We start from the raw sequence: 16,559 nt of genomic DNA, 5'->3' as shown, positions 1-16,559 counted from the left end.
CTTTGATGGCCGATATCTCAGCCCCGCCGGCCTTTTTAGCGCTGGCGGGGCTTATTCTTTCCATCAACGTAATAAAAACTCAATAATTTAATGAGTTACAAACAATGGTTATCTTTTTAGCCGGTTTTTCTGCGTTATTAGCTGTCGACAACAAGCATTCATTTAACTTTTAATTAGTCGATAAAAAGCGACAGATTGAATACGCATTAAAAACTCTAATTAATTTATAAATATTGCACTATATTTACTCTTTATGACCATGGGGTTTCTCTCCTAAGGTAGGTTAAATACACGCTAAACAGATTTAAAAAAATCTACTTGTCGTTGTACAAAGTCTGTTCTTTGGGGAAATGACTTTATTATATTTAATTTCTTTGTCAGTTATCCTATTCTGTTTCTATATAGATAGTGATATTTGATTTACATATCCGATGATTTTAGTTTAATGATACAACGGCCTAGGCGCTTCTATTGCTACAGGAATCCTCATGAGCCATTTAAATGACCCTTTCCCCACTGAAAAAGATCTGTCTGCGTACAGTGAACATGAGGCGCTGTTGCAAGCATTAAATCTTTCTCTGGCTATTATCGAATTCGATCTTAACGGCGTGGTAGTCAATGTTAACCAGAACTACCTTGATTACTTTGGTTATCAGCGTGACGAAGTCATCGGACAGTCCCATAAAATGTTCTGTAAGCCCGATTTTATCGGGAGCAAAGAGTATCACGCCCTGCGTAAAAGCCTGCGCGCTGGCCAGTCTCTGGAAGGTCGCTTTGAGCGGCGACATAAAGACGGCTCCCCGGTATGGCTCGCCGCGATTTATCAGCCGGTTCCGGGTCGCGACGGTAAAACCGCCAAAATGGTCAAAATCGCCAAAAATATCACTCAGCAGGTGGCGCTGGAATCCTCAACCCATGAATGGGTACAGCTGCTGACCGAACTGACCGACCGCAGCGATAGCGCAATGTTTATTGCCGGTGGCAGCGATGACGGTCAGCTAACCTTGTATATTAATCAGGGTTTTACCAAACTATTCGGTTACAGCGCACAGCAGGCACTGGGGCAACCGATTGCTGCCCTATTACAAAATAAACCGCCTTCCTCATCGATATCGGCTTCGTCCGACGACCTTCACCAAACGTTGCAGCCGGAAGAACTGTTTTATAGTCAGGACGGCCAGCCTCATTGGTGCTCGGCAACCATAAATTCGGTCTATGACGAACAGGGGAAAGCCAGTTATACCATTGGCGTACTGACGGATATTACCCCGACCAAAATATATGAAGTACTACAATATAAGGTATTGGAATCCTTAGTGTTAGAGCGCCCGCTGGATGAAGTGCTGAATATGTTTTGTCTCGAGATTGAACGCATTGCGCCGGAAGTCGTGGTGAGTATTCTTCAGGCGCGGGATGATAATACCTTACAGCATTTGGCGGCTCCCAGTTTGTCACCACACTACACCGACGCACTGCAACGGGTGCCCATCGGCCCGCACAGCGGCTCTTGTGGTACTGCAGCCTATCGCAAAGAACCGGTATTAGTGGACGATATCGCCAACGACCCTTTGTGTCGTCGCCTCCGTCATATTTTGCTGCCACTCGGATTATTAGCCTGTTGGTCTAGCCCTATTTTATCCAGCCAGGGAGAAGTGCTGGGAACTTTTGCCTTCTACTTTCGCGAAAAACGCGGCCCTAACGCCTTCCACCATAAGTTAGTCAAACTGTCCACTAACCTGTGCGCGCTGGCGCTGGAAAGAAAACAGTCACGGATGAAAATCCAGCAACTGGCGCTGTATGACTCACTGACCGGCCTGCCTAATCGCGCCCAGTTCCTCAACCATGCTCATCAGGCAATTAGTCAAGCTGAAGCGCAAGGGCAATCGCTGGTCGTATTAGTGATTGATATCGACCGCTTTAAGCAGGTAAACGATTCATTGGGTCAGGCTGCGGGAGATGAATTGCTGTGTACCATTGCCCAACGATTACGCGGGGATATGGCCAAACACGATATTATTGGCCGTTTATCGGGGGACGAGTTCGTCCTGATTCTAACCTCTTTTGACGTTGATAAAACCACGCTACGAGTCGAGAAACTGCTGGGTTGCCTGTCACAGCCCTGCCAGATTGCCGGGGTGACCATTATTCCTTCTGCCGGAATAGGTATTAGCCTGTATCCAGATAATGGCAAAGAAATCAATACGCTGCTGCACAATGCAGATGCTGCCAAGCACAAGGCTAAAGAGATGGGCCGTGGACAGTTCCAGTTCTTCAGCAGAGAAATGAACCAGCTAAATTTACAGCGTCAGGCGCTGGAAGGCGCGCTGCGTCAAGCGGTTCATCTCAATACCCTGCAGCTCTATTATCAGCCACAGGTCAGACTTCACGATAGTCAACTTTACGGCGTAGAAGCCTTAAGCCGATGGCATCATCCAACGCTTGGGGAGATCCCGCCGCAGCGTTTTATTCCATTGGCCGAAGAATGCGGGTTAATTAATGAACTCGCGCTGTGGACTATTAATGAAGCCTGTCGTCAGTTGGCGGAATGGCGCCTGCGTGGCCTTGATGTACCGTCTATTTCCGTTAATTTATCACCAACCAATTTCCATAATTTAGGGCTGCCGGATATCATCGCCCACATTCTGCAACGCTACCATCTGCCACCGCAGGATTTAACTTTGGAAATTACCGAAGATATTCTGATTGATAATAATCCCAGTATTTTTGCCACCCTTCATAAGATCCATAAGCAGGGCGTCAGGTTATCAATGGATGACTTTGGCACCGGCTATTCCAGCCTGAGCTATCTACGTCGACTGGAATTAGATGAAATCAAGCTGGATAAGAGTTTCGTAAACGATCTGGAGCACGATGAAACCAGCAGAACGCTTAGCGAAGCGGTAATCCGCATTGGTGAAAGCCTGCAACTCTCCGTCGTGGTAGAAGGCGTGGAAACCGAAGCGCAACGCAACTTGCTCAGCCGTCAGGGTTATCTCATCGGGCAGGGATATCTGTTTTCCGAACCGCTGGATGCTTCCGCCATGGAACAATGGGTCATTGCTCACGCGTCAAGCTGATGGGGTTACTCATCAGCCTAACGCGGGTTAACTCACTCCACTACCATAAATTAATTTCCTCTGTTTATCCTTTATTTATCTAAATTGGCAATTAATATAATAAATCTGCTTATTATCACTTACACTAGCCCCTCACTTTTCAATACGGTTAATTCTAAATGGACTATTAATTAGTATTGAAATTATTTACCACTATTTTTTGTAGTGACTTATGGAACAGGATTTTTCATGAGAGTTGTATTACCGCTGGCTTTTTTATTCATTTCGGGTTGCTCACTTCCCCTTCCTCATTTGACCGACAAACAGATCGCTGAATTTGATTCAGATGCATTATGCTCCGCGCTGGGTACTTATAATAACGACGGTAAATCCGTATTACGCTTAACCGCCGAAGTGGAACGTCGAGGCGTCGCGATTAATCAGGAAAAATGCTATCGCATCAGCCATATGGCCATGCAAGCGCCCGTCGACGATACGCTACACGCAAACTGCGATACACGCCCCGCCTATGACATTCCTGGCAAGCAGCCGAGAGTTAAAATAGACGGCAAATGGCACCTGCTGCCGCAATCGCAATTTAACCACTCGCGCCCGCGATGCTCCTTTGGCGGTACGCACGCCTGGCGGCAATATCCAGACCCCAAGTTGCTCCCCGACCGTGACATGCTACGAATCATAAGTGAGTACAAAAAATAACCTGTGGTGATATCCTCGGTTAAGCTATCGTAACCCCGCCAAGTGTTATTAATTGGATCAGCTAATCTCGGGGTTTGTAGATAAAAGGAGAGTTATCAATCCGGTGCGGTAATCCTTCCCCGCACCGCTTCCCCAGAATTACCGTGCAATTAAAACTATTTGCAGGTTATATTTCATTGATTGTAGTAATCTAACCAGGTTGAGTTTTTCTGAGACAAGTGACGCCGTTGCCGAAACGTAGCCCCCTTTCTCAGCCAAATTCCTGTTTCTTGCCGCTTCTGTCACCTGGACGTTTTATCTCTGCTATGCAAAAATTTCTGTTTTTATTACTCAGCCTGATTCTATTAGGCCCACTGGGTATCGACCTTTACCTGCCCACTATTCCCGCTATTGCCAAAGGCCTGAATAGCAGCGAATCACTAATTCAATCCACCATAGCGCTGTTTATTCTGGTTTTGGGCGTCGGGCAACTGATCGCAGGTCCATTGGTGGATAAATATGGCCGCAAACCTATCGCCATCATCGGAATTCTGCTGTATATGCTGGGTGCCGCAATGGCAGCGCTAGCGACTACGCCAACGATGTTTGTCGCCTCGCGCCTGCTACAGGGAACCGCCGTATGTTGCACCGCCGTGGTGGCATTTAGCGGCGTGCGCGATCGTTTAAATGGTAACGAGGCCGCCCGAGCCTTTGGTTTTTTAAATGGCACCTTGAATATCGTCCCTGCGCTGGCGCCTTTGTTAGGCGGCCTGTTAGCCGAAGCCTTCGGCTGGCGCGCCCCCTTCTGGTTCTTGGTGCTATACGCCGTTCTGGTACTGATATTGGTGGTATTTTTCCTACCAGAGACCCGCCCAGCGGGAACCCAGTCGGTTAAAGGCTTACCGTTCAAAAACTATTTGCGTATTTTGCGTGACGATCGTTTTCTGGTCTTTGCGCTGGTGAACGCGGGTGCGATGGGAATGGCGCTGACTTATGTGTCTCTGGCTCCTAACGTATTGATGGGCGAGGCTAATCTCACACCGCTCCAGTTCTCACTGGCTTTCGGCGCCAACGGGTTCTGGATTATGTTTGTGAGTTTCTTTGCCAATAGGATCATTCAAAAAGTGGGCCGTCCAGCCTGTCTGATGACCGGTAGTCTGCTCATGGCTTTGGGGTGTGTAGGCTTATTATTTGGCTTAACACAATTAAGTGCAGAAATGCAGAATAGCTGGCCGACTTACATGTTGCCGGTCGCCAGTGCCTGCGCCGGTCTGGCCTTTATGATGGGCCCGGCGACCAGCTATGCCTTGGAACCTTACGCCAATGAAGCCGGTGTGGCCTCTGCTCTGGTCGGTTTTGTGCAAATGGCCGGCGGTGCCGCCTTGGGTCTGATCGCTATGTCATTACCCATTCAGCCTAAGCTTTCGCTGGCGTTGGTGATGTTAACCGGCTGTTTATTGGCGTGGATTGCCCGCAGTGCCAGCAAGCGGATGCCGACCATCATCAAGAAAATTGCCTGATAATGATTGCGGATCGCTCTGTCGATCCGCTTTCGCGGAATGAGTTGGATGACGTGAACTCGTCGGGTAATAAATGGTATGGATAATTAATCTTAGAGGATCATTGATAACCCGCTAAATCAGCCGTTATTTTACTCTGCCCTAATGTTTATCCTACGTTAGCACTTACTTTGTAATAACCTCAGTGCCAGCCTTGCCAAGGCTGCTTTCCGCCAATAATGACAAAACACCCTTTCCCCACCTTGGGGACGCGGTTGTATCATTGGTTGCACAAATTCCTGCGCCCAGTCAGGCAAATCAAATCTAGGCTCATTTTCTCCACTTGAAAATTTTCGAATGATTTCGCGACAATGTCCTTCGCAGGATAAAATTGCTTCGACTTTTTCCTGTCCCTCCAGAGTGGCAGAAAAAGCGACAATACGTTGACCCTCTAGGCTGCGTTGTCCCGTTCTCCAACAGTATCCTACTATCCTCCGCCCCTGTGCCTGCCAGTCAAAATGCAAATAGCCATGATGAGGATTTTCTGCTCCCGCAGCCCAACTCAACGTCCCGAAGCGATAACGTAAATGACGAACTCGGTGCCCGTTAATCTCTAATAGACAACCTTTATTCGTACCAACCGAAGCCAGCAGGCAAAATAGAGTTCGGGGCGCTTCACTGCAATAAACGCCATTCCACGGATATAAATAAGTATCAATCTGATGATCGATATCTGGAATAAAGCGATTCCAGTCGATGCAATAATCCGCCAAGACTGAGATTATTCTGTCGCAGTTTGGCTGAGACCTATTTAATAGGTAATGGATAACAGCCATCATGACTTTCTTACGAGTGAATAGCGCATAGATAAACCCGCGGTTATCTGACGCGGATATGAGACCCGCCCGATATTGCTGTTCTTCCTGGTTTGGCTCTATTACACCACCGATAGTCCGCAACGTAACTCGATGCCGCTCCCGTCGCGCCAGTGAAATAGCGCACTGGACTGCTGGATCGGTGGCCTTTGGATCGCAATGATAGATAACCAAGACCCGATACCCCCGGCGTACGTAATACAACATGGCTTCGGTCATCTGCATATAAATGATATAGCGGGATTGGCTATTATTATACAGAACATTGAGATCGTAACCGTCAGGCCGCCTGTTTTTCATCCATAGCTGAGTTATCGGATGGAGCAAGCAATAAAATAGATAATCTGCATTTTCAATTAATACATTAACGCCAGAGGGAAATACAATGGCTTCGGCACCCGTTCTGATAATCATCAACTCACCGGAGGTTTCTTTGGTATTTTTCACCTTGCTATCCAGCCGAAAATCATCGGCTGCCATGTTACGCTCCAGCGTTTCCCATGCGCGGCTGTGCGCCATACGGGATAAATCAGAGGTAATCAGACCCACGAGTTGGCGCATCATATTTCCTCGCTAAAACTGTCTCGGTTAGCCGATAGAAAGATCGTCGATAATATTGATCAACAATAGTTTTCCCTAGTATTGAAAATAAACAATCAAACCCCGATGCTACCGCAGTGATAATATTGAATACAGACAAAGCATGAGCTGAGAGATAGATATTAATGACAGGATGAGTATTCTTGTCTGATTCATTCTCAACTGGAGTGAATCTATTCTGGCAACTGACATAATACTCTCCTATTCGATTTCATTTATTCTCAGAATATAAAATCATGCGGATGATCAGCAGTTCAACCACTATAAATAAATCAGATGAGGTGGCAATAATAAAAACCGAAGGGAGAATAACGATATAAATGGGTTTTATAACCACTATTCACATGTCGCCATATCAACAAATTAATGAAATGAGATCAAAATAAAGAAGGCATATCTGGATAAAGATACGCCTTCAGGATAGGTTTCGGAATATCGGAATTTTCAAGCTTAACTCTCGATTTTCACCGGCACTCTGGGAGCCAAAGCGCACATCAATTCGTAGCCCACGGTTCCCGCAGCGGCGGCAACGTCGTCAATCGGCAGATTTTTCCCCCACAATTCAACCTTGCTACCTGTTACGGCCTGTGGACAAAGGGTTAAATCCACCATCATCATATCCATTGATATAGTGCCCAAGGTTCGAGTCATAACGCCCTCAACCCATGCCGGAGTACCCGTTGGCGCATGACGCGGATAGCCGTCGGCATAGCCGCAAGCCACGACGCCAATACGCTGAGCATCGCTGGCCTGATAGCGGCTGCCATAGCCCACGCCATGGCCCTTGCTCAAATCCTGAACGGCGATGATTTCACTACACAAACTCATTGTCGGTTGCAAACCGGTGTCCGCAATATCTGCCGTCCTACCACTCGGGGACGCCCCGTATAAAATAATACCCGGCCGTACCCAATCTCGATGAGTTTGACTGTGCCAAAGCGTCGCGGCGGAATTGGCAAAACTGCGCGGAGCAGGAATATTGGCACTGGCATCGCTGATGTCATTAAACTGCTGCGCCACGCCGGTAGGATTATCCGCATTAGCAAAATGACTCATTAACGTAATTTGATCGATATTGGCAATGCTTTTCGCCCATTGCCAGACCGTCTCAGCCTGACGAACCGGAAAACCTAAGCGGTTCATTCCGCTGTTCAGTTTAAGATAAACATTAAGTGGTGCACTTAACCGCGCTCGTTGAATAGCGTCTAATTGCCAATCACTGTGTATCGTCGTCGTCAGACGATAATGATCCAACAACGTCAAATCCTGCGGTTGAAAGAACCCTTCCAGCAATAGAATTGGCCCTTTCCAACCCTTCTCACGCAGTAAGACTGCTTCATTGAGATCCAATAATGCAAACCCATCGGTAGCGGATAAACTTTCCCACACTCTGCTCAGGCCGTGACCGTAAGCATTGGCTTTAACCACTGACCATACTTTTGACTGAGGAGCACAATTTCTGATGACATTAAGATTATTATCAAAGGCAGACAAATGCAGCGTGGCAGATATCGGGCGAGGCATGCGCGTTCCTTTTTACTTTACCGGGTTTGTCGGGCTTTTAATTGTTACCGGATTATTTATTCTATGAAATAACGCGCACATCAAGAGGCCGATATTACCCAGCCGCTTGTTGTGCAATATTTGAAAATTAGCGAATCGAACGCGCCGCGTACAGACTGCCATGATTCGCGGAATGGAATCCCGGACTATAACGAGCAACCGCTAAATCATCGGCGTCAATGGCGGTCTGACGGCCAGAAATGATATCGGCCAGTAGTTGCCCTGAGCCGCAGGCCATTGTCCAGCCCAGAGTGCCGTGGCCGGTATTCAGATAGAGATTTTTCAGCGTCGTCCGCCCTACCACCGGCGTACCGTCAGGCGTCATTGGACGCAACCCGGTCCAGAATGTGGCGTGTTCAACTTTGCCCCCATCCGGATACAAATCCTGCACCACCATTTCCAGCGTTTCCCGACGGGCCTGTTCCAATTGGGTATTAAAACCCACAATCTCCGCCATACCACCGACGCGAATACGATCGTCAAATCGGGTAATTGCAATCTTATAAGTTTCATCCAACACGGTAGAAAATGGCGCAGAATCCGGATCGGTAATTGGAATAGTCAGCGAGTAACCCTTTAGCGGATATACCGGAATAGACACTAAACCCTGTAGTAATGACGTGGAATAAGAGCCAAATGCCACGACATAAGCATCTCCCTTGATCACGTCATTGCCGCAAAGTACACCAGCGATTTGATTACCGTCCACCAGCAATTTATCTACCGAGCGGTTAAAAATAAATTTCACTCCGGCGGCTTCAGCCATTTTCGCCAATTGCTCGGTAAATAAACGGCAATCGCCGGTTTCGTCGTTAGGTAAACGTAATCCGCCGGTCAGTTTATGAGACACTTTGGACAAGGCTGGCTCTATGGTCGCTAATTTATCAGCGGTTAATAATTGATAAGGTACGCCCGCATCCTCCAATACCGCCATATCTTTTGCAGCATTATCAAACTGTTGCTGAGTCCGGAACAATTGCAAGGTTCCACCCTGACGGCCTTCGTATTGGATTCCGGTATCTTCGCGCAGATCTTTCAGGCAATCCCGACTGTATTCGGCCAGCCGAACCATGCGGCTTTTATTGGTCATATAATGGGAAGTACTACAATTTTTCAGCATCTGCCACATCCAGCGTAACTGGAAGCTGCTGCCATCTAATCGGATGGCCAGCGGAGCATGGCGTTGGAACATCCATTTAATGGCTTTCAACGGTACGCCCGGAGCTGCCCAAGGCGCGGCATAGCCGGGGGAAATTTGCCCCGCGTTACCTGCGCTGGTTTCCTGAGCCGGGCCAGATTGGCGGTCAATGACCGTTACCTCATTGCCTGCTTTTGCCAGGTACCAGGCGCTGGCCACCCCCACCACTCCACTTCCCAAAATGATAATACGCATACCTTAACTCCGCCGATAATACATAAAGCATAATATTCTGCTGACAGAAAATTAACTTAGTGTAAAAAACTAGCCAACAATTTGATCGTGGGTTGTGATTCTGCTCACAGTTATTTTATATTTTAATCTTATTGTTTTTCAAGTGATTTACATTATTGGCGATAAGATTCGGTTTGAACATCATAAACAGGTATATATCTCAATAAATTCATTAAGTTAGCTGTTTATAGTCCAAATAATCCACAACTTGACCAAGATGACTTTGACGATATTTAATTCTTATAAATTGCCATTAATGCAGAATAAAATATTGCCAAATAGAAGAATAAGATGATGCTCCCAGCGCGGCAAAAATAAACTATATTGACATAAGGTCTTGCCGTGCTTCAGTTTGTTCAGATTGAGCTAGGATTATGCAAGGGACAGGTATTTGGCCAGATGTTAAAACCGTGAGGGTGCGCTGATGACAACTTCAACTGAAAAAACGGGCGCGCAAGATAAGCGTCTGACTGACGGACCAGACTGGACTTTCGAATTACTACAGGTTTACCTCGATCAGATCGATCGGGTCGCCAAACATTATCGATTGGATACCTATCCGCATCAAATCGAGGTGATCACCTCTGAGCAAATGATGGATGCTTATTCAAGTATTGGTATGCCAATAAATTATACCCATTGGTCGTTTGGCAAAAAATTTATCGAAACGGAACAGAAATATAAACAAGGCCAGCAGGGTCTGGCCTATGAAATAGTGATTAACTCCAACCCTTGCATCGCCTATCTGATGGAAGAAAACACCATTACGATGCAGGCACTGGTCATGGCTCACGCGTGCTATGGGCATAATTCCTTCTTTAAAAATAACTATCTTTTCCGAACCTGGACTGACGCCAGCTCCATTGTCGATTACCTGCTGTTTGCCCGCCATTACATCAGTGAATGTGAAGAACGCTACGGTGTAGAAGAAGTGGAACGACTGCTCGATTCCTGCCATGCGCTGATGAACTACGGCGTTGACCGTTATAAACGCCCGCAAAAAATTTCGCTACAGGAAGAAAAAGCTCGGCAGAAAAGTCGGGAGGAATATCTGCAAAGCCAGGTCAACTCCCTATGGAAAACCCTGCCGCGCATTGCTCGAGAAGAAACCCAGGCTGAAGCGCTACGCTATCCAAGTGAACCCCAGGAAAATATTCTCTATTTTATGGAGAAAAATGCCCCATTACTGGAGTCCTGGCAGCGGGAAATCCTGCGCATCGTACGCAAAATCAGCCAATATTTTTATCCGCAAAAACAGACTCAGGTGATGAATGAAGGTTGGGCCACTTTCTGGCATTACACTATTTTAAACCACCTGTATGACGAAGGTCGGGTCAGCGATCGGTTTATGATGGAATTCCTGCACAGTCATACCAACGTGGTGTACCAACCCGCCTATAACAGCCCTTATTACAGTGGGATAAACCCTTATGCGCTGGGTTTTGCCATGTTTCAGGACATCAAGCGCATCTGTATGTCGCCAACGGAAGAAGATCGCTACTGGTTCCCGGGTATTGCCGGTTCTGATTGGTTAGATACGTTACATTTCGCCATGCGTGATTTTAAAGACGAAAGTTTTATTAGCCAGTTTTTGTCGCCCAAAGTCATGCGCGATTTTCGTTTATTTACCGTACTGGATGACGATAAAAATAATTATCTGGAAATCTCGGCGATTCATAATGAAGAGGGTTATCGGGCTATTCGCAATGAGCTGTCTGCTCAATACAATCTGAGTAACCATGAACCAAATATTCAGGTTTGGAATGTCAATTTGCGCGGCGACCGCTCACTGACCTTACGCTATATTCCGCAGGATCGAGCTCCGCTGGATAAAAGTCGTCGAGAAGTGATGAAACATATCCATCGCCTCTGGGGATTTGACGTACACATTGAACAGTTGAATGAGGATGGCAGCACCGAACTGCTGGAAAGCACGCCACCACGTGAAAGCAAATTGTAACCTTTGCCTTCGTCTGATGCGGTTTTATCGAGAATACCGTTTATCAGATAGTAAAAAGGGCCTAATGGCCCTTTTTCATTGTCATTTGCCGTTCTAGCGGCGCGCTTCAGCCAGATCGCTCGGCATTGTGCCTTGCATACTGTGCCAGATCGCCCCGCTTTCTTTCCCGTAGTTACGCAAACATTCCATAACCTGGTCGTATGATTTATTTTCGCACAGGCTAGCTAACTGGCTATAAAAGTTCAGCGCTAGCTTACGGGCTTCCGGGTTAGAGAAATAATAACGACCAACGCGAGTATAAAGACCTTTTAGTCCGTTCAGGATTAGCCCGTAAATCGGATTACCGGAAGCAAATGCCAGACCGCGGAAAATGCCGTAGTCCAAAGCAGTGAAAGCTTCTGCGTGATCTTCTACCTCTGACGCTTTCGCCAGTATATCCAATGCTTGATCGGGATGTTGGCGGAACGCAGTCCGCACAAAAATCGAAGCGATATTGGTTCGAACAGCGAGTAAATTATCTATCAATTGAGGGACGCTATCGTGGTCCAGGCGAGCCAGTGTTTCAAGAATATTAAGGCCCGACGTCTCCCAAAAATTGTTTACTTTTGTAGGCTTACCATGCTGAATGGTGAGCCAGCCATCGCGAGCAAGACGTTGCAATACTTCCCGCAAGGTCGTTCTGGTTACCCCGATGAGTTCTGAAAGTTCACGCTCCGCGGGCAAAATAGATCCTGGAGGGAAGCGATTATTCCAAATACTTTCAATAATGTACTCTTCCGCGAAACCGGCAGGACTTTGCGCCTTTATAACCATGTGTGTGACGTTCCGTAGCGATATTTTTCAGCAATTTAATAGAGCTTATCATACCAGACGCGCCGTGTATGATATAGCGTCGCAGCAGAACAATTGGTGAAAGCGGTCATAAAATGGCAAAAATCGCGCCAACTTCACGCTACTAGTCATATTTTTACACTCTTTAAATCGCTTGCTCAAAGCACGCCGTAAGCTTGATTATTAACTGAACCATAGAAAAATTAAGGGGATAATGACACACAATGGATATGACCAATCGACAGGCTCTAATCAAGAACTTTCTGGGCAACTCACCAGACTGGTACAAAATAGCCATTATCGGTTTTCTGATAATAAACCCTCTCGTCTTTTTCTTCGTCAGTCCCTTTGTCGCGGGATGGATGCTGGTCGTTGAGTTTATTTTTACCTTAGCGATGGCGTTAAAATGCTACCCGTTGCAGCCTGGCGGTTTATTGGCGATTCAAGCAATTATTATTGGGATGACCAGTCCGCATCAGGTTGCGGAGGAAATTGCTAATAATCTCGAAGTGCTGCTGCTATTAATCTTTATGGTGGCCGGTATCTATTTTATGAAACAGCTGCTGTTATTTGTCTTTACCAAGCTGCTGCTGAATATTCGGTCGAAAATCATTCTGTCTTTGGCTTTCTGTCTGGCCTCCGCCTTCCTCTCTGCATTTCTCGATGCACTAACGGTTATCGCCGTGGTTATCAGCGTATCCGTCGGTTTTTATACTATTTATCACCACGTTGCCTCCAATCATAGCGATAAGGACGTCAACGATGACAGCTGGATAGATTCGCAGGAAAACCGTAAGACACTGGAGCAGTTCCGCGCCTTTTTACGCAGCCTGATGATGCATGCCGGTGTCGGTACTGCGCTGGGTGGCGTAATGACGATGGTTGGCGAACCACAAAATCTGATCATTGCCAAAAGCGCTGGCTGGCATTTCTTCGATTTCTTTATTCGCATGCTTCCGGTCACTTTGCCTGTATTTGTTTGCGGTTTATTGGTCTGTCTGCTGGTTGAGCGTTTTAAACTGTTCGGCTACGGTGCAGAATTGCCGGATCGTGTGCGCCAGATTTTGAAAGAATACGATCAGCAAACCTCCGCCAAACGCACGCGTCAGGAAAAAATGAAATTAATCATTCAGGCGTTAATTGGCGTTTGGTTGGTTGTAGCGTTGGCATTACATTTGGCTGAAGTGGGTCTGATTGGATTGTCCGTTATTATTCTGGCCACGTCGTTGTGCGGCGTTACCAACGAACATGCACTGGGCAAAGCATTTCAGGAAGCCTTGCCTTTTACCGCGTTATTGACGGTATTTTTTGCCGTGGTGGCGGTAATCATTGAACAGCATCTGTTTACGCCGATTATCCAGTTTGTCCTACAGTCGTCGCCATCGGCGCAACTGTCGCTGTTTTATCTGTTTAACGGTTTGCTCTCTTCCGTATCTGATAATGTTTTTGTCGGCACCGTTTATATTAACGAGGCTCGTAGCGCCTTCGAACAGGGTGTTATTTCCCTACAGCAGTTCGAACTACTGGCGGTGGCCATTAATACCGGCACCAATTTACCTTCCGTTGCTACGCCTAACGGACAGGCCGCATTCTTATTCCTGCTGACTTCCGCGCTGGCTCCGCTTATTCGTTTATCCTACGGAAGAATGGTGTATATGGCACTGCCCTATACCATTGTCATGACGTTGGTTGGTCTTCTATGCGTTGAGTTTGCATTAGTTCCTATGACCGAATTAATGATTCAATCGGGCCTGATAGCCGTGCCGCAAATTGACCCAGGCGCACTGGTTACACACTGATTCCTTGCATTCTGACCTCAGCCAGCCCTACACTTTTATACTAAAGGGCTGGCTTAAAATGCCATTAACATCATCAAAGATGAATTTTTATCCGTTAAATCGTGGTCTAAGCGATAAACAGATGATTTTCGCTTAAACTTGTCGCCGGATAGCTGGCAGCAATGATGAATTGGTTTACACTGCCACTACAATTGCTTACTGCATGGAATATAAAGATATGTTGCAATTTCTTAACCGTTGCTCCCAAGGGCGCGGTGCTTGGCTTTTAATGGCTTTGACTGCACTTCTGCTTGAGCTGGCCGCACTCTATTTTCAACACATCATGCTATTACAGCCATGTGTAATGTGCATTTATGAACGCTGTGCGTTGTTTGGTATTCTTGGTGCTTCGCTGCTTGGCGCTATTGCGCCCAAATCGCCATTACGCTATTTAGCGATTGCATTGTGGATATACAGTGCCTGGAAGGGCGTGCAATTAGCGTGGGAACATACCATGTTCCAACTTCACCCTTCCCCATTTGCCACCTGCGATTTCTTTGTTAATTTCCCGTCTTGGTTGCCACTAGACAAATGGCTGCCTTCTGTATTCCTGGCCAGTGGCGATTGCTCAGTGAGACAGTGGCAATTCTTATCTCTTGAGATGCCTCAGTGGCTAGTCGTTATATTTTCCGCCTACCTTGTGGTTGCTATTCTGGTTCTTATTAGTCAATTTGTTAAGCCGAAAAGACGTGACCTGTTTGGCCGATAAATAACAAACTCCTAATCTTAAAAAGGTGCTGAAAGGCACCTTTTTTTATTTGCATAATAGCTATAATTATCCAATCTCAGAGAAATAGCCAGAATCAAGTACATTAATAACCTACCCGTCAATATAAGTTCCGTTAAAAATGAAATGAAGTAAAAAATTTTGGACTAAACTTATCTATTTAACTATTATCAGCGACAAAAAAACTGCCATTACCTACCAGTAAGACTAACCAGGCTATATAAGTGCGTTATGACAACTTTATAAACAGGAAAACACTGGGAGATTAAGATGTCTTGCCTCAAAAAAAAATGGGGTCGCCATATCTGTATTTATTGTCATTGTGATTGTGAATATTCTTTACCTCTATATGGGTAATAACCTGCTAAAAGATACCGCCCGGTTCGGTGCCAGAACGGCCGAACTGACGGATAAAACTATACCAGCACTTACGGCCTGCAGGAGCTTTATTACTGATACCGTGCAATTAAGGCAGTTGCAGCTTCAACTGGTTAATGCTCACGATGATAAAGCTGTTGAGGAGGTACGGAAAGAAACAAATGAGTTAATAATAAGAATAGAAAATACTTTCTATATGTATAGTAAAACCTTGCCAGAGAGCAATAACAGGCAGGATCTTGACGAGGCGTATCATGCCTGGCTGCGTTATATTAGCCTAAGTGAAAAAGCAGTTTCGCTGTATCAAAACGGATATATTAATGAAGCGAGAAATATTCTTTTCAACGATGCACTTAGCCATTTTATCGATTTTGAACTCCGAAACATGCGACTCTTGAAATACAGCAGTGAGCAGTTATCCGAGGCGAAAATGGCCATCTCGGAGGTAGATAAAAGCGCCAAGATATTATTCTGTTTTGGGCTTGGATTCAGCTTACTTCTGCAACTGACCTATTTGGTCATTATATTCAAACAGATTATAACCAATAAGAGAGCAATTAGAGAAGCTAATATAGACCCGTTAACACATTTATTCAATCGGCGTAAATTAGCGAAAGATTGGAAGGTCATCCACTCGCTGAACAAACCCATTACTCTGGCTGCCGGCGATATCGATCATTTTAAGAAGATCAATGATACCTACGGGCATCCTGTGGGTGACTTTATACTTTGCGAGTTGGCTAATATGTTCAAAAAGAATAGCCGAAAATCAGATATGGTGATACGCATTGGCGGTGAGGAGTTTGCCATGGTCTTTTTCAACTGTCATGTGGAGAACGCTTATCAGCGAATTGAAAAAATCAGGAAAGAGGTCGAAGAGACAATTTTCACTCCAGCAAGCGGGGATAATATTAAACTCACCCTTTCATTTGGGCTAAAACAGCTAAGTACGGATACACCAACATTAGATTCGCTACTAAAAGCCGCAGATAATAATCTCTATAAGGCCAAAAACGCTGGAAGGAATCAAACCGTTTATTAATCGTTATAACGACAGCCCCTGTATGGGGAACAGGGGCTGCTTACCCTTTCTACACAGAGAAA

The 16,559-nt window shown here is 46.1% G+C and carries 11 protein-coding genes; 7 read left to right on the top strand and 4 right to left on the bottom strand.

The genetic code is table 11. The features are described from left to right. Positions 1-488: 488 nt before the first annotated feature. The 3 genes from PL78_RS04675 (at position 489) to PL78_RS04665 (ending at position 5,272) form a co-directional block, all read left to right on the top strand. Positions 489-3,077 carry a sensor domain-containing protein gene (locus PL78_RS04675; protein ID WP_064513543.1) on the top strand — a complete coding sequence of 863 codons (2,589 nt, stop codon included), beginning with the start codon at positions 489-491 and terminating at the stop codon, positions 3,075-3,077. 228 nt (positions 3,078-3,305) lie between these two features. Next, positions 3,306-3,773, top strand: coding sequence for a hypothetical protein (locus PL78_RS04670; protein ID WP_064513541.1), 468 nt, complete (start codon positions 3,306-3,308; stop codon positions 3,771-3,773). A gap of 305 nt (positions 3,774-4,078) precedes the next feature. Further along, positions 4,079-5,272, top strand: coding sequence for a multidrug effflux MFS transporter (locus PL78_RS04665; protein WP_064513539.1), 1,194 nt, complete (start codon positions 4,079-4,081; stop codon positions 5,270-5,272). Positions 5,273-5,430: 158 nt separating this feature from the next. Here PL78_RS04665 and PL78_RS04660 read toward each other — a convergent pair whose 3' ends face one another. From PL78_RS04660 to PL78_RS04650, 3 genes are all read right to left on the bottom strand, one after another. Further along, positions 5,431-6,690: an SAM-dependent methyltransferase gene (locus tag PL78_RS04660; protein WP_128821860.1), complete on the bottom strand. Its 1,260-nt coding sequence runs from the start codon at positions 6,688-6,690 to the stop codon at positions 5,431-5,433. A gap of 486 nt (positions 6,691-7,176) precedes the next feature. Further along, entirely contained in the window at positions 7,177-8,250 is a 1,074-nt protein-coding gene (gene dadX / locus PL78_RS04655) for a catabolic alanine racemase DadX (protein WP_064513535.1), read from the bottom strand. A gap of 127 nt (positions 8,251-8,377) precedes the next feature. Then, positions 8,378-9,682: a D-amino acid dehydrogenase gene (locus tag PL78_RS04650; RefSeq protein WP_064513533.1), complete on the bottom strand. Its 1,305-nt coding sequence runs from the start codon at positions 9,680-9,682 to the stop codon at positions 8,378-8,380. A 463-nt stretch (positions 9,683-10,145) separates the two neighbouring features. Here PL78_RS04650 and PL78_RS04645 point away from each other — a divergent pair, with 463 nt between their 5' ends. Further along, positions 10,146-11,681 (top strand): SpoVR family protein, encoded by a 1,536-nt coding sequence (locus tag PL78_RS04645; RefSeq protein WP_064513532.1) that lies wholly within the window; start codon positions 10,146-10,148, stop codon positions 11,679-11,681. Positions 11,682-11,774: 93 nt separating this feature from the next. On the opposite strand, the gene fadR is transcribed toward PL78_RS04645, so the two are convergent. Then, positions 11,775-12,494, bottom strand: coding sequence for a fatty acid metabolism transcriptional regulator FadR (gene fadR / locus PL78_RS04640; RefSeq protein ID WP_064513530.1), 720 nt, complete (start codon positions 12,492-12,494; stop codon positions 11,775-11,777). 242 nt (positions 12,495-12,736) lie between these two features. Between fadR and nhaB the strand changes: the two genes are divergently transcribed. The 3 genes from nhaB (at position 12,737) to PL78_RS04625 (ending at position 16,497) form a co-directional block, all read left to right on the top strand. Then, the gene (nhaB, locus tag PL78_RS04635; RefSeq protein WP_064513528.1) at positions 12,737-14,311 is read left to right on the top strand and encodes a sodium/proton antiporter NhaB; all 1,575 of its coding nucleotides are present in this window, start codon (positions 12,737-12,739) and stop codon (positions 14,309-14,311) included. 217 nt (positions 14,312-14,528) lie between these two features. Next, positions 14,529-15,059, top strand: coding sequence for a disulfide bond formation protein DsbB (gene dsbB, locus PL78_RS04630; protein ID WP_064513527.1), 531 nt, complete (start codon positions 14,529-14,531; stop codon positions 15,057-15,059). A gap of 346 nt (positions 15,060-15,405) precedes the next feature. Beyond that, complete coding sequence (locus PL78_RS04625; RefSeq protein ID WP_145933955.1) at positions 15,406-16,497, top strand: GGDEF domain-containing protein; 1,092 nt, start codon at positions 15,406-15,408, stop codon at positions 16,495-16,497. Positions 16,498-16,559: the final 62 nt, after the last annotated feature.

It is taken from the genome of Yersinia entomophaga (assembly GCF_001656035.1).
Taxonomy (GTDB): Bacteria; Pseudomonadota; Gammaproteobacteria; order Enterobacterales; family Enterobacteriaceae; genus Yersinia; species Yersinia entomophaga.
The sequence above is the reverse complement of the archived record's forward strand: the minus strand, read 5'-3'. Positions and strand labels throughout refer to the sequence as shown.